This is a genomic window from Methanothrix sp. (assembly GCF_024518575.1).
GTDB lineage: Archaea > Halobacteriota > Methanosarcinia > Methanotrichales > Methanotrichaceae > Methanothrix_B.
Window position 1 is genome coordinate 1 of sequence record NZ_JANIHG010000040.1, and the last position, 13432, is coordinate 13432.

The 13432-nt window shown below is 55.8% G+C and carries 16 protein-coding genes; 7 read left to right on the forward strand and 9 right to left on the reverse strand.

All coding sequences use genetic code 11. From position 1 onward, the window contains the following. The first annotated feature begins 96 nt into the window (after positions 1-96). Together NQU42_RS07235 and NQU42_RS07240 are read left to right on the forward strand one after the other, a co-directional pair. The gene (locus tag NQU42_RS07235) at positions 97-555 is read left to right on the forward strand and encodes a hypothetical protein (RefSeq protein WP_296610249.1); all 459 of its coding nucleotides are present in this window, start codon (positions 97-99) and stop codon (positions 553-555) included. Positions 556-565: 10 nt separating this feature from the next. Further along, positions 566-1240, forward strand: coding sequence for a flavodoxin family protein (locus NQU42_RS07240; protein ID WP_296610250.1), 675 nt, complete (start codon positions 566-568; stop codon positions 1238-1240). Between the two features lie 18 nt (positions 1241-1258). Here the strand turns inward: NQU42_RS07240 and NQU42_RS07245 are convergent, their stop codons facing one another. After that, positions 1259-1690, reverse strand: a complete 432-nt coding sequence (locus NQU42_RS07245) for a 23S rRNA (pseudouridine(1915)-N(3))-methyltransferase RlmH (protein ID WP_296610252.1) — start codon at positions 1688-1690, stop codon at positions 1259-1261. Positions 1691-1783: 93 nt separating this feature from the next. Beyond that, entirely contained in the window at positions 1784-3148 is a 1365-nt protein-coding gene (locus NQU42_RS07250; RefSeq protein WP_296610253.1) for an NAD(P)/FAD-dependent oxidoreductase, read from the reverse strand. Positions 3149-3339: 191 nt separating this feature from the next. On the opposite strand from NQU42_RS07250, the gene NQU42_RS07255 reads away from it, so the two are divergent. Both NQU42_RS07255 and NQU42_RS07260 read left to right on the forward strand, forming a co-directional pair. Continuing rightward, a complete protein-coding gene (locus NQU42_RS07255; protein ID WP_296610255.1) occupies positions 3340-4035 on the forward strand; it encodes a MarC family protein in 696 nt (231 codons plus the stop codon). A 213-nt stretch (positions 4036-4248) separates the two neighbouring features. Next, positions 4249-4896: an RNA 2'-phosphotransferase gene (locus NQU42_RS07260; protein WP_296610257.1), complete on the forward strand. Its 648-nt coding sequence runs from the start codon at positions 4249-4251 to the stop codon at positions 4894-4896. A gap of 41 nt (positions 4897-4937) precedes the next feature. Here the strand turns inward: NQU42_RS07260 and NQU42_RS07265 are convergent, their stop codons facing one another. Then, the gene (locus NQU42_RS07265) at positions 4938-5390 is read right to left on the reverse strand and encodes a hypothetical protein (protein ID WP_296610259.1); all 453 of its coding nucleotides are present in this window, start codon (positions 5388-5390) and stop codon (positions 4938-4940) included. Positions 5391-5676: 286 nt separating this feature from the next. Here NQU42_RS07265 and NQU42_RS07270 point away from each other — a divergent pair, with 286 nt between their 5' ends. Both NQU42_RS07270 and cofC read left to right on the forward strand, forming a co-directional pair. After that, complete coding sequence (locus NQU42_RS07270) at positions 5677-6555, forward strand: hypothetical protein (protein WP_296610261.1); 879 nt, start codon at positions 5677-5679, stop codon at positions 6553-6555. 400 nt (positions 6556-6955) lie between these two features. After that, positions 6956-7618 carry a 2-phospho-L-lactate guanylyltransferase gene (gene cofC, locus NQU42_RS07275; RefSeq protein WP_296610263.1) on the forward strand — a complete coding sequence of 221 codons (663 nt, stop codon included), beginning with the start codon at positions 6956-6958 and terminating at the stop codon, positions 7616-7618. A gap of 248 nt (positions 7619-7866) precedes the next feature. Here cofC and NQU42_RS07280 read toward each other — a convergent pair whose 3' ends face one another. From NQU42_RS07280 to NQU42_RS07300, 5 genes are all read right to left on the reverse strand, one after another. Next, the gene (locus tag NQU42_RS07280) at positions 7867-9597 is read right to left on the reverse strand and encodes a molybdopterin biosynthesis protein (RefSeq protein WP_296610265.1); all 1731 of its coding nucleotides are present in this window, start codon (positions 9595-9597) and stop codon (positions 7867-7869) included. 4 nt (positions 9598-9601) lie between these two features. Beyond that, entirely contained in the window at positions 9602-10720 is a 1119-nt protein-coding gene (gene aroC, locus NQU42_RS07285) for a chorismate synthase (protein ID WP_366070275.1), read from the reverse strand. Continuing rightward, a complete protein-coding gene (gene rnhA / locus NQU42_RS07290; protein WP_296610269.1) occupies positions 10720-11163 on the reverse strand; it encodes a ribonuclease HI in 444 nt (147 codons plus the stop codon). Before rnhA ends, aroC begins: the two co-directional genes overlap by 1 nt. Beyond that, complete coding sequence (locus NQU42_RS07295) at positions 11145-11732, reverse strand: flavodoxin family protein (RefSeq protein WP_296610270.1); 588 nt, start codon at positions 11730-11732, stop codon at positions 11145-11147. The genes rnhA and NQU42_RS07295 overlap by 19 nt, the downstream gene beginning before the upstream one ends. A 152-nt stretch (positions 11733-11884) precedes the next feature. Beyond that, positions 11885-12421 (reverse strand): adenylyl-sulfate kinase, encoded by a 537-nt coding sequence (locus NQU42_RS07300; RefSeq protein ID WP_296610272.1) that lies wholly within the window; start codon positions 12419-12421, stop codon positions 11885-11887. Between the two features lie 233 nt (positions 12422-12654). On the opposite strand from NQU42_RS07300, the gene NQU42_RS07305 reads away from it, so the two are divergent. Continuing rightward, complete coding sequence (locus NQU42_RS07305; protein ID WP_296610273.1) at positions 12655-12801, forward strand: hypothetical protein; 147 nt, start codon at positions 12655-12657, stop codon at positions 12799-12801. Between the two features lie 335 nt (positions 12802-13136). On the opposite strand, the gene NQU42_RS07310 is transcribed toward NQU42_RS07305, so the two are convergent. After that, positions 13137-13432 (reverse strand): acyl-CoA thioesterase/BAAT N-terminal domain-containing protein (locus NQU42_RS07310; RefSeq protein WP_296610275.1); only part of this gene is annotated, 296 nt, incomplete at its 5' end.

Consider the following 13432-nt stretch of genomic DNA (forward strand, 5'->3'; position numbering starts at 1 on the left):
GGGAAGCGTTCACGCTGGCAGTATCGCCAAGTTTGAGAGATCCAGCGCTTCTCTCCGGCTCGGAAGGCATTTATTCCACCAGTCAGAGTTCATGTCATGCGATATGTTCTTTGTCTCTTGGCATGCCTGCTGATGTTGAGCACATCAGATGCGCTCTTCGAGAACACCTCGCCACAGATGTATATCGATAGATACAACAGCAATATAGATCAGGCGCCCCAGGCGCTGAGGGAACTGCTCGGAAGCGAGAGGGTCGAGATCAACATACTCCTCAATAACGGCACCCTCTACATGCTCGGCCTGGAAACATCCAAGGGGCGCATAGTGGCTTCGTACCCGGGTGGAATGGACAATCCAACGATAACCATAGAGACCACAGAGAGCACGATCCATGTGGTGGCCACATCCAGCGACCCTGTGACAGCATTCAGGGATGCTAAAGACAGGGGAGAGGTGAAGATAGAGGCCACAAAACTCACAACACGGCTCAAGCTCGCGCTTGTGCTGGCGAGTGCGGAAGTCTTTAAATACTTTTTAGGTGTCTTCTTCGCATAGAGGGAAAATTATGAAAGTGCTCGCTATAAACGGAAGCCCAAAGATGGATGAGGGGAACACGGCTCGCATACTGAATCCGTTCCTGGATGGCATGCGGGATGCAGGAGCTGATGTGGAGCTGTTCCACACCAGGAAGCTCAAGATCGGGCCGTGCAACGGCGATATGAGCTGCTGGTTCAGGAACCCGGGAAGGTGCGGCCAGAAAGACGACATGCAGATGCTATACCCGAAGTTCGAGGATGCAGATGTGATTGTGTGGGCCACGCCTGTGTACTTCTCCGGAGTCACTGGCCCGCTAAAGAACCTGATGGACAGGCAGCTACCGCTTCATGTTCCTGGCACGGTGGCGAAGAAAAGGCAGAAGGTTGTGCTCGTCTCATCCTGCGGCGCCTGGGAGATGGCGGCGTTTGATCCTATAATCGCACAGATGAAGGCGATATACTCAAGGCCAGATGCAGAGTTCGTCGCCGCGCTCCTGCGCCCGGGCGCAGAGGCGATGAGGTTCATGCCTGAAGGCGCGATGGACGACGTGATCCAGGCCGCGAGGGATGCCGGCAGAGAGCTCGTGAGGACAGGGCGGATATCTGAGAGCCTTCTCAAAGCTGTGAGCAGACCGCTGATGAGCGAGGAGGAGTACATGCGGTTGGGGGAGAAGGCCATTGAGGAGGCCAGAAAGGGTGCATGAGCCGCGCGGGGGCACCATTTAGCGGTGGTATGGCTCATTTCTTATTATCCTGAACGCCCTGTAGAGCTGCTCAAGCAGGATGATCCTGGCCATCTGGTAGGGAAATGTCATCCTCGAGAGGGATAGCTGGAGGTCCGAGCGATCCAGGACCTCCTGTGAGAGACCCTCTGGCCCGCCGATTATCCAGTTGATACTGCCACACCCATCGACGATTCTACTCTGGAGCCATGACGCCAGCTCCAAGGATGTCATGCTCTCGCCGTGCTCATCGAGCGCCACTGTCATCCCTCCGCCCAGATGCGCGAGCACATCACTGCCCTCTTTAAAGGGATCCTCCTCGCGGACCTCCACAACCTCCAGCCTGGTGTAGGGAGCGAGGCGTTTAAGATAATATGATGCCGCGTCCTGCCAGAATCGCTCTCTTATCCGACCGACAGCGATTATCCTCATCTGCATGATCTCTTTCTGCCCGATGTGATCTCCCGGATTTCTGCCGTCTCTGCTATGCATCTGGATGAAGGCCGCATCTGCAGCATGTGACTGCTACTGACCTCTGAGTATTCCGCGTGCTGCGAGCAGTCCGGTAGCTGCAGCCGCAACTATGCCTCTCGAGAGACCGGCGCCATCGCCTGCTGCGTAGAGGGATGGTATGCTGGTCTGCAGGTCTCTGTCTACGCTTATCTCCCGGGCGTAGAGCTTTATCTCCGGCGCGTAAAGCAGTGTCGAGTCAGCATTGACTCCAGGGATGATCTCGTTCAGGATCTCAAGCCCCTCTATGACGTCCATGACTATTCTGTGAGGCAGAGCCATAGATATGTCACCTGGCGTCACATCTCTCAGCGTGTTCCGGACTGGATTCCTGGCGATCCTCTCCTCAGTGGATCTCCTCCCCCTGTGAAGGTCCCCGAGCCGCTGGATGACAGGCTTCCTCCCCCCGATCGTCGTCACGAGCTTCGCTATAGATATTCCGTATGCTGTGGTGTTCTCTATCGGCTTCGTCAGCTCAAGCCTGACAAGAAATGCGAAGTTCGTGTTATCAGAGCGCTCCCCTGACATCGAGTGGCCGTTTGTTGCTATGAAATCCCTGTACTCCTCCTTGACCACAAAGCCTCCAGGGTTTGTGCAGAATGTCCTGATGAAATCATCGTATCTGTGAGTTATTATGTGGAATTTTGGATCCCTGTTGATCCGCGTGACGGGATCCATGACTATCGAAGGCACCTCAACACGCACTCCAACATCCAGAGGCCCATACCGTGCTTTGATGTTATACCTATCGATCATCTCACCTATCCACTGTGCGCCTATCCTGCCAGGCGCGAGGAGCGTGCTCCTGGCTCTGATCTCCCTGCCGTCCGAGAGCCTGACTCCCATGCAGGTATCGTTCTCCATTATGAGATCTTCTGCCGAGCTGTTCAGCACGAAACTGACACCGCGCCTTTTGAGGTCGGCGCTGAACGCCCTTATTATCTCAGGAGTCCTGTCAGATCCCATGTGGCGCTGCTTTATCGCTATGAATCTCGCACCGACGGATGCTGCCCTCCGGCTGAGATCCTCCACATCGCCCTGCGTGGGCTCCTGTGTCTCGACAGGGGCGCCGTATCTAAGAAATACCGAGTCCACCTCATCAACAAGCGACCAGGCATCATCGGTCAGGCGCGTGAGATCCCCGCCAATCGCCGGATGGAGGTTGAGTATGCCATCTGAGTATGTGCCCGCCCCGCCCATCCCGCACATTATGTGGCACGGGTCGCAGTGAAGACAGTGCCCCCACTTCTTCATCGGGCAGCTCCTCTCAGAGATGTCCCGGCCCTTATCAACCACAACCACGTTCATCCCGTGGGCGGATAGCTCCAGAGCCGCGAAGAGTCCCGCAGGCCCTGCGCCGACCACGACCACATCCTGCATACATCAACATACCAAATCAATGGTATTTTAACCCGCGGGAGTGGCGGAGCATATCCCTGTTCGAAGTGCAGATGATTTTCATGAGGGATGATGCGGCCGCAGCGCCATGATTTGGATCATCCCAATGTCGATGATGGCGAGATCTCTTCATAACCGCAGGTGGATCTCCCTCACATGCCCATTAAGATTATGTGCCATGCGGTTGTAATCTGTGGCTGAGGTCCACTGGAGGTTCTGATCTGGATCTGGCCGCATATCTTCAGTACTTCATATACGCTTTCACCTCGATATTCATAATAGTGAACCCAATCGAGGCGACGATGGTCTTCGTATCTCTGACGCAGGCGGCCAGCCCCACTGAGAAGAGCCGCATATGCGTCCGCGCAACGCTTGTGGCATTCTCTGTCGCGATGATCTTCGCCCTTGCAGGGGATATGATCCTGAGGTTCTTCGGCATAACCGTCGACTCTCTCAGGGTCGCAGGTGGCATACTGCTGTTTCTTGTGGCAATAGACATGCTCCGCGCAAAACCTCACAAGAAGGTCACCCAGGCTGAGATCGAGGATGCAACCACCAGGGAGGACATCTCGATATTTCCGCTGGCGATCCCGCTGCTCACCGGACCTGGAGCGATAACCACAGTGATAGTGAATATGGGAGCAAGCAGCACACTCATAGAGAAGCTCCTGGTGCTCCTGGCGATATGTGTGACGTTCTGTGCGACCTACGTCATACTCAGATCTGCAGAGTATGTCGATGATCTCCTGGGCGTTACGGGTATCATGGTGTTCACGCGGATAATGGGCCTGATTCTCGGTGCAATAGCTGTCGATTTTGTCAGCGTGGGCGCCTGGAATATCTACATCTCGATGGCATCAGGCGTATGAACTTCTGTGTCTATGCCAAGACGATGCGCGCCAGCTGTTTTATGGCACTCTCCCCTCAAGCAAGCATGATTTATCGTTCTCGAAATAATAAGATCTCTTCAGGTCCTCTCTGAAGACCGACAACTCTATACATCATCGGCTCTATCCAGGGATACTGGTGCCGGCCTGTGTCGCAGGCCACAGAGTACTCAGGCGTGGAGGTCAGGTTCGTCAATGGATTCAGAGCATGCTATCAGGAGATGCCCGCAGCATGGGTTTTTCAGAGGCGATGCATGCAGCTGCGGGAGCAGGGGGAAGCTCGTTCTTGATGGTGTGAGGACTGAGAAGCTAGGGAGGCTGCTCGCGGGAGCGCTCCGTCATTTCCCCGACGACCTGGGTCTGGCGATGAGCCCGCAGGGCTGGGTGGAGATACCGGTGCTTGTGGATGCCATCCGGACCAGATACAGGTGGGCAAACGAGAATCTCATAATGGCGCTCGTCAGCTCAGATCCAAAGGGCAGGTACGAGATAAACGGCAGGCGAATAAGGGCCAGATACGGCCATTCTGTGGATGTGGATCTCGACTACCCGATAAACGAGCTGCCCACGCTCTACTACGGTACCGCTGAGGAGGAGGCCGAGCGGCTGCTGGAGGTCGGCCTGAAGTCAGCCACACAGCGGTACGTGCATCTCAGCACCACGCCGGATAAGGCATGGGAGGTCGGCACATTCAGGACGAGCAATCCAAAGATAATCGTGGTGGACGCGGCAGGTGCTCAGCGAGAGGGTGTGAAGATGATGAAGGTGAGCGAGAGCATGGTCATCTCCGAGCCGATACCCCCCAGGTTCCTGAGCATGATGCCGGCGAAGACACAGCGATAGACGCAGGAGACGTTGAACTGTGTGCGCCATCAGATTCCTGACTAGATCTCCCTGACCTCCTCCATCCCGCGCTCCTCGTCTATTGACTTCACAAGCTTCCCCAGGAGCAGCGCGAATAGGCCTGAGAGTCCGCCTGCTATGGCAGCTTCCGTCTTTCTGTCCCTGGTCTTTTTCCCCATCAGCAGGCTTGCGAGAAAGACAATCGCCATGGAGACGAGATACTCAGGTGCATCTCTCAGCAGATGCCCCACCGGATCGTCAGAGGCGTTCACAACGTCCCTGTGAAAGACCCAGTGATCCCCGAACTCATGAACATGCGCTCCTGACGGCCCCCGGAACTGCCTGATCGCCCCAGGGAGCATCTCCCCCATCAGAGTCTCCTTAAAGCAGATAGGCAGCTCAGGGCAGCACTCCTTCGGCAGCGCATACTTCCTGTGGTATGGCATCCCCTCTACCCACTTGCAGATATGTTTGCAGTTATGCTCACAGTCCATATGCCCCATATACGCGATACTGTATTAAATCCCATCGCGTGAGATCCTCCAAGGCGTGGGCTTTCCTGTATCCCCAGTGGGCTAGAGGATTGTGTACTCGTGTCGTATATGCTCATATGGTGAGGAGCAGCGGGATCCTTGCCATTCTGTGCGAATAGAGCCCTGCGAATACCGATCGATAAACTGAAATCCTCTGAACGTTATCACCGTCGTGCTCCAAACCCTGAAGATCACTCTCAGTTCCGCGCTGGAGCGGTCCCGGAGCTTTCCAGTACCCGGAGGCGTTATGAACCTGATTCCCATCGCTTTCGATAGCCTTGGCGTGAGATCGATGGCAACATGTCTTGAGGCCGGGGATCTAAGGGTCATGATAGATCCTGCTGTCTCACTTGGCCCAAGAAGATACGGCCTGCCGCCACACCCTGTTGAAATAGACCGTCTCAATGCAGCATGGCAGGATGTCAGAGGTATCGCGGAATCCAGCGATATAATCATCATCACGCATTACCACTACGACCATCATAACCCAGAGGATCCGGATATCTACAAAGGAAAGATCGTCTACATCAAGGATCCAAAGAACAGGATAAATTTCAGCCAGAAGCGTCGCGCTCATTACTTCCTGGGCAGGATCGAGGGCGCTGATATCCGGGTCGCGGACGGAGGAGAGTTCAGCCACGGACCTCTCACAATACGGTTCTCCCATCCAGTGTACCACGGAACAGGAGACCGGCTCGGTTATGTGGTCGAGGCGTCGATATCATGCGGGGAAGATAAGGTGCTGTACACCAGCGATGTCGAGGGGCCAGCACTGGAAGATCAGGTCTCTTTCATACTCAATGAGAATCCCAGTACCCTCATCCTCGATGGCCCGATGACGTACCTGCTCGGCTACCGCTACTCAGACGAGGATCTGAGCAGATCTGTGGAAAACATAATAAAGATAATAACTAACACATCTGTCAAGACTGTTGTTATCGATCACCACTTCATGAGAGACATAGCTTATGCTGATAGAATCCCCCAGGTCTACAGGAGCGCTGAAGATGCCGGCGTGAGGGTGCTGAGCGCTGCGGAACTCACGGGCAGAGCGCCGGATCTGCTGGAGGCGAGGAGAAAGGAGCTCTACAGATCCTCTCCGGTAAGCAAGGACAGCAGCAAGTGAGAAAAGCATCAAAAGAATCCCACCGATACAAGAGCAGACGGCTCCAAATACGGACTGCTTCTTTTGATCCCCGAAGAAATCATGAACAAACGTTAGACGACCGCCTCTCAGTGGCAGCCCATTGCTGAGAAACCAACGGTGCAAAAATAGTGCTGTACCGGCACTACGTCAGACCAAAGAGTGCCGACAGCAGATATATCGGGAACATGAATGCGATCAGGAAACCCAACACCATCACTGCCATCGCGAAGCCGTTTCCTCCCATAAGATCCACCACCATATGCCATTCTAAAGGGGCGATATATTAACCTTTGGGAGAGCGTTCTCGCTGTGTCATGCCGGATCGCCTGGTCCTGCAGCACACGAAAATCATATATCTGGCATAATCGGAGAGCAACGTGTGCTCAGACCTGTACACTGCGTTGTGCCGTTCAAGTCGAGCGGGTGCAAGACGCGCCTCTCCTCCATCCTCTCCGGTGAGCAGAGATTGCTTCTTGCAGTGGCGATGCTCAGGGATGTGCTCAGGTCGCTGAGGTCGATCGGGATGGTGACCGTCCTGGCGCGCCCCGGGATGAGTGGAGACCTCATCGCGGATCTCAATGCATCCCTGAGGTTCTCCGAGCTGGAGCTCGGCGAGGCTCTGAACGAGTTGATCGATGAGAATGCAGCATCTGGATGGCCCGCGGATCTCCTCATAGTCATGGCAGATCTTCCCCTGATCAGGGAAGAGGATGTACTCGGAATTGTCGGAGTTCCTGGCGGCGTGGTCCTGGCTCCGGGCCGCGGCGGCGGGACAAACATGATCCTGATAAGGGATGGGAGGTTCAGGACAAGATACATGGGCCTCAGCTTTGCGAAGCATCAGAGAGAGGCAGAGGAGCTGGGGATCGAGACCGGATACTACTACTCATACAGGGCGGGATGCGACATAGACGAGCCCGGGGATCTGATCGAGATTATGCTGCACAGCAACGGCGAGGCGAGGGCGCTGCTGGAGAGGTTCGGGCTCCGCATAATCGAGAGCGAGGGGAGAGCCAGGCTGAATCGTATTTCTGATGGGTAGCGCCTGTGGAGAAGGGCCGCTTGCAGCCACCGCTTTCAGCAGAAGCATACCTGAAGGAGCCGGGAATCCTTCGATGCTTCGAGTGCGCAGAAGTGCAGGGATCCGCCCTTGAAGGAGAGAAGGCCACAAAACCATTGAGACACTCATTCTTCGCCGGAGGGCTTAGACGCATCCGAAAGCGCGGAAATGACTGAAGCGCTGGCATTCACGGCAGAAAATGTGTTCGATTAAGTGCTCACTGCCGCAATCTAATGTCTCTGTCTGAGCGCATCAGCGATGTTTTTTATGAGATCCCGTTCGTCGTCAACCCTCGCAACGATCGAGATCTCGTCCTCAGCCAGATGTTTGAACCGCAGCCCCCACATCTCAGCTGATTCCTTGATGCCGATGGCGAGATCCGCCTTTCCCTGGATCACTGCCAGCGCCGCGCCTGAGTGGGTCCGGACCTCCAGAGAGATCCTGACGTCAGGGAGCATCGAATCCATGATGGATCTGATGCCTGATTCTCTGCTCCATGCTGCGAATGTGGCGACATCTGGATTGAGATCCGGATTCCTGGAGATGAGCCCCAGCTCTCTTCTGTAAGACGCGAGAACCATGAGATTCTCCGGCAGATCTCTTGTGGATGTGACGCACGCGATGTCCGCCAGCCCGTCCTGGAGATCTGATAATGCTCTCCGGGATCCCCTCACCAGGTACCTGAACCGCAGATTCATGCGATCCAGAGCTGTCTCAAGTATAGGGCAGCTCTCCCCGCTGATGATGAGATCGAGATCCCCGCCGGAAAGCGGATGGACCTCAACCACCTCACCTGCATGAAGATACTCCCGCTCCGCTGGAATATCGATGATGCCATCAGATGCTGCCAGGGTCGAGACAGCGCCGCTTCCCCTGTCGAACGGATACGCCCTGCCCCTGTGCAGTATAACAGGAAGCATCTGCCTCCTGGATTCGGATCTGAACGGCCTGGCAAGCGTTGCTTTCACGGAGACTGATCTTGATCTCAGGCCGAGCGAGCGATTTACCATAGGGGCTACAAGCTGCCAGAAAACGGTCAGCGCGCTCGTCGGATACCCTGGCAAACCGACAACAGGCTTTCCTCCCACCCTCCCGAAGAGTGTCGGCTTGCCGGGCTTGAGGTTTAACCCGTGGAAGACCAGCTCTCCCAGATCGCTCACAACCCTGTAGAGCATATCACCACGGCCTGCAGACGTCGACCCACTCAAAATAACCATATCACAATCAATCGCTGCAGTGGCGATCGTTTCTGCAAGCGCATCGTAGCTGTCTGGAACGACGCCATATACGAGAGGCTCTGCGCCGATCTGTGAGAGGGCGGATGAGATAGTGTATGTGTTCACATCATAGATCCTGCACGGCATCAGATTCTCATCAGGCGATATGATCTCATTTCCCGTCGATGCCACACCCACCTTCAGAGATCTGACCTTCACACTGCTCATTCCGAGGGCTGCAAGCATGCCTATCTCCCTCGGGCCGAGCTGCGTGCCAGCGCTCAGCACCCTCTCTCCGAGGGAGAGATCTGCGCCCCTTCTCTGGACGTTCTCATATGGATGCACCGCTCTTCTAACGATCACATAACCATCAACCGCATCAGCATGCTCGACCATCACGACAGCATCAGCTCCCTCGGGCATCGCAGAGCCTGTAGAGACCTCGACAGCCTCGCCGGGGCCTGAAGATGCATCAGGAATGCTGCCGGCAGACACAGAACCCGCGATCCTGAGCCTGACAGGGGAGTACTCGGATGCTCCGAGGCAGTCCACAGATCTAACTGCATATCCATCCATGGCGGCCCGATCGAAGTGAGGGACATCGATCTCCGCGATCACATTCTCGGCAAGGACCCGGCCGAGCGCATCCCTCAGATGAAGCCTCCTCACCCTGGGAGTTGGAGCATCTTCGAGCACGAGCTCGATCGCTTTATCAAGATTTATGAGCCTGTGGAACTTATGCACAGGATCACCTCAGCCTTGCAGACCTCTGGCGCAGGAGATGGTCCGCAAGAACCAGCGCGATCATCGCCTCTGCCACAGGCACGATTCTTGGAGGTATTGCTGGGTCGTGCCGCCCTCTGACAGAAATATCAACGGACTCTCCCGACTGCAGATCCACAGTCCTCTGGGATCTGGCGATGGACGGGGTGGGCTTAACAGATATCCTGCACACAATCGGGGCGCCTGTGGATATCCCTCCGAGTATCCCGCCAGCGTTGTTCCTCTCGAATGATATCATCCCGTTCTCATAAGAGATGGGATCGTTCATCTCGCTTCCTCTGAGCCGGGCGCTCTCTGTACCTGCTCCTATCTCGACGGCCTTTACCGCGCCCATGCTCATCAGGGCCTTGGCGAGATCAGCGTCCAGCTTGTCGAAGACAGGCTCGCCAAGTCCAGGGGGCACGCCGATAGCGACGACCTCAACCACACCGCCTATGCTGTCCCCCTCAGATCTCACTGACTCCAGGAGCGAGAGAATTCTGGACGAGGCATCCGCGTCCGGGCATCTGATAGGGCTCGATTCCGCCATCTCTCTGATGCTCAGCAGCTCCCCACGATCTATGCTGCCCATCGAGGTCCATCCTGGCAGAGACGCCCTGATGCCGCCGAGCTCGATGACGTATCCGACGATCTCCACTCCGAACTCCGAGAGAAGCTTTTTTGCGACCGCCCCTGCCGCGACCCTCCCCACCGTCTCCCTCGCAGATGCCCTCCCGCCGCCGCGGTGGTCCCTGATCCCGTACTTAGCATGGTACGTGTAATCAGCATGCCCGGGCCGGGGGGTGTGGCGGATGGAATCGTAATGTGAGCTTCTCGCGTCCGTGTTCCACACAACCATCGATATCGGCGTGCCGGTTGTGAGCCCCTCGAAGACTCCGCTCAGAATCTCGACCCTGTCAGACTCGCGCCGTTCCGTTGTCGCTCTGCTCTGCCCGGGTCGCCTCCGATCGAGCTCTTTCTGCACATCATTTTCGCTGAGCTCGATTCCTGCGGGGCAGCCATCAACCACAACACCGACTGCCGGGCCGTGAGACTCGCCCCACGTCGTCGCCCTGAAGATCGTTCCGAATGTGCTCCCGCTCATCATCCACTCCTTTGTCCTCTCCTGTACATCTCGTACGCATGCTTGGAGAGGGCATCTGCCTCCGCATTCTCCTCTCTTGGTACCCAGACGAACTCGTGATCGATTCCCTCAAGCATGCTCTTTATCATCGGAACGTACCGCCTGGATGTGTGCGATCTGACCCTCCATTCGCCGCTCATCTGCTTTATGACCAGCATGGAGTCGCCCTTGAACACCACCCTCTCCCCCGGGGCGTTCTTCTGGATCCACTGGATCGCCGCGAGGAGGGCCTCGTACTCAGCCACGTTGTTCGTCATGCCCCTTCCCTCCCCAACGACACCCCATCCTCTGTGAAGCAGCTCGCCGTTGCGGTAGACTAGGTAACCGTATGCTGCCACGCCGCCCGGATTTCTTGGACTGCAGAGGCCATCGAAGAATACCGTGATCATTCGCTGCTCCAGCATCCGCCCTTCTTTTTGAGATCCAGCAGATCGCAGAGCTTGCTCGCGGTCGCCTCCACTGTTGATATGCCGACTTCATCATTCTCCGCAGGCCTGACCGCGATCCCGCCGAAGTGGCTGTTATCACCCACCACAATCATCCCATGGATGTGCATCCATGCATGTATCGCCTCTATCGTCTTCTCCTGACCTCCGTTCCTTGATCCGCCGACGGCTATTGCGCACCCGGCCTTGTCTTTCAGCCTGAAGCCCTGTCGACGCAGGGGCAGGGTGCGGTCGAAAATCGCCTTGAGCTGCGCTGTGACAGATCCGAAGTAGACAGGAGAGGCGACCACGATCCCGTCCGCGCTCTGGAGGAGATCGCAGACCTTCGCCATATCATCCTCGATCGGGCATGCCTTCCCCCTGCTGCACTCGCCACAGTCCGTGCAGAACTCCACTCTGAGCTGTGAGCAGAGCACGCTCTCTGTTCTGTACCCCCTCTCCGAGGCCACCCTTAGCGCCCGCTGGAGGAGATACTCGGTATTTCGTCCGCTCTTCGGGCTTCCGGATATCCCAAGCACCATCGCCATCGTATCACCATTTTAAGGAGATTGCGCACATCTATATGAGCTCTCGGTCTGGATTCCGGGCTCCGGCTGATTTCAGGGGGGATGAAGAGTGATGTCGGAAAGCCATGCATATCCATAGGGATCATTGGAGAGAACGCGATCCTCCGGCGCACTCAACCCCCGAATATCTCCAGTATCTTTTTTGAGACAAACTCCGCAGCGCTTTCTGGGTCCATCATTGTCGTGTCCACCACGATCTCCGGGCTCACCGGCTCTTCATATGGTACACCGACGCCGGGGACCCTGGCGCCTGAGGCGGCTTTTTTGTAGATCTCCCTTGGTGCGAACTCAGCCCTTCTGATAGCCTCACGCTCCATGCACACATCCAGAGGGGCCTTTATGTAAACCTCCGCGAACCTCTCCACGAGTTCTCTCGCAAGATCTCTGTACCTCCTTCGGTTTGCAGTCGCATCGATGATCACATTGACCCCTGCATCGCAGAGCAGCTTCGCCATGTAGGCGAGGCTCGCATAGACGATATCCCTCTCCTCATCTGTGTACCTCGGGTTTGGCGTTATCACCTTTCTTATCTCGTCGAGCTCGAGTATCATTGCCTCGACGCCCATTCTCGACAGATGCTCCTTTGTCCTTCTGGCGATCGTGGTCTTGCCGCATCCCGGAAGTCCGGTGAACCATACTGCCCAGGCCATGGACGGACTTGTGGTGGGCAATCCGATAAAAAAGTGCGCCCCAATCAGATCTCCTGCCCACAGAAGCGCTGATCCGACCATGTAATCTGACGAAGTAATGCGTGAGTAAGGTGTGCGCCAGTTTGATGCATAAGAGCGATCGGTACATAAGGATGGGGTATGATCCGGATCGACCTATCTATTAGGAAAATTTATTAACAATCAGTAAGCAATAATAGATAACGTGAAGGTCTATGGCAGAGAAGCTGATACCCACTATCCTGACGAAGCTTGGAGTTTTCGACAACAGGGAGATGATAGTGCATCACATCATCATACTAATAGCATGGCTTCTGCTTCTGCTGCTATCCATCATGTGCAACCCGAAATTTCATAATTAATTTTAATAATTATTTGGATATCACCCTGGAAGACTGTATGCCCGATCACAGGGTAATGCCGTCAGATAGATTCCTTCACGAATCTGATAGCAGACGGCCGGATTTCGGTGCTGAGCAGACCATCACATATTTTGGCAGTATCGCGGCCATCCAGAAAGCGGGGGCTGCCTAGAGAGAGCAGACCTCCCTCAGGCCAGGTGCGCCGAAGTAGGCAAGCGCCAGCGTGGGCATGCTCGTCTTTGAGGCGATCACGCTCGCGCAGCCCTCTTTGTACCCGCTCTCAGAGCCTCCGAAAACTATGATCGGCGGCGTGGGCTCCTTGATCTCCTCAGGTATTAAGAAAACCCCACGATGGGATCTGTCAGATTCTCCCTGGCGAGATCTATCTGTGCGGTTCGCTGGATCATCCTCCTCTCCACCTCCTGGCCATTCACGTAGAGACTCACAGTGAGGTTGTGGATCATTGGGAATGCGGAAACAAATTCTCCCGTCTGATTGACACCCATAGACCAGAAAAGCCCTGCCTGATCGATCCCCAGGTAAGAGCCCTCAACAGGCGCGTCGCGCGAGGTGTCTATCGTTCCAGACTCGTCAGCCCGAAAAGATGCCTCCGAGGACCAGGTGTTTCCTA

Coding starts and splice junctions, on each gene's coding strand:
- NQU42_RS07235 (WP_296610249.1), top strand. CDS start 97: ATGCGATATGTTCTTTGTCTCTTGGCATGCCTGCTGATGTTGAGCACA.
- NQU42_RS07240 (WP_296610250.1), top strand. CDS start 566: ATGAAAGTGCTCGCTATAAACGGAAGCCCAAAGATGGATGAGGGGAAC.
- NQU42_RS07245 (WP_296610252.1), bottom strand. CDS start 1,690: ATGAGGATAATCGCTGTCGGTCGGATAAGAGAGCGATTCTGGCAGGAC.
- NQU42_RS07250 (WP_296610253.1), bottom strand. CDS start 3,148: ATGCAGGATGTGGTCGTGGTCGGCGCAGGGCCTGCGGGACTCTTCGCG.
- NQU42_RS07260 (WP_296610257.1), top strand. CDS start 4,249: ATGGATTCAGAGCATGCTATCAGGAGATGCCCGCAGCATGGGTTTTTC.
- NQU42_RS07265 (WP_296610259.1), bottom strand. CDS start 5,390: ATGGACTGTGAGCATAACTGCAAACATATCTGCAAGTGGGTAGAGGGG.
- NQU42_RS07270 (WP_296610261.1), top strand. CDS start 5,677: ATGAACCTGATTCCCATCGCTTTCGATAGCCTTGGCGTGAGATCGATG.
- aroC (WP_366070275.1), bottom strand. CDS start 10,720: ATGAGCGGGAGCACATTCGGAACGATCTTCAGGGCGACGACGTGGGGC.
- rnhA (WP_296610269.1), bottom strand. CDS start 11,163: ATGCTGGAGCAGCGAATGATCACGGTATTCTTCGATGGCCTCTGCAGT.
- NQU42_RS07295 (WP_296610270.1), bottom strand. CDS start 11,732: ATGGCGATGGTGCTTGGGATATCCGGAAGCCCGAAGAGCGGACGAAAT.
- NQU42_RS07300 (WP_296610272.1), bottom strand. CDS start 12,421: ATGGCCTGGGCAGTATGGTTCACCGGACTTCCGGGATGCGGCAAGACC.
- NQU42_RS07305 (WP_296610273.1), top strand. CDS start 12,655: ATGGCAGAGAAGCTGATACCCACTATCCTGACGAAGCTTGGAGTTTTC.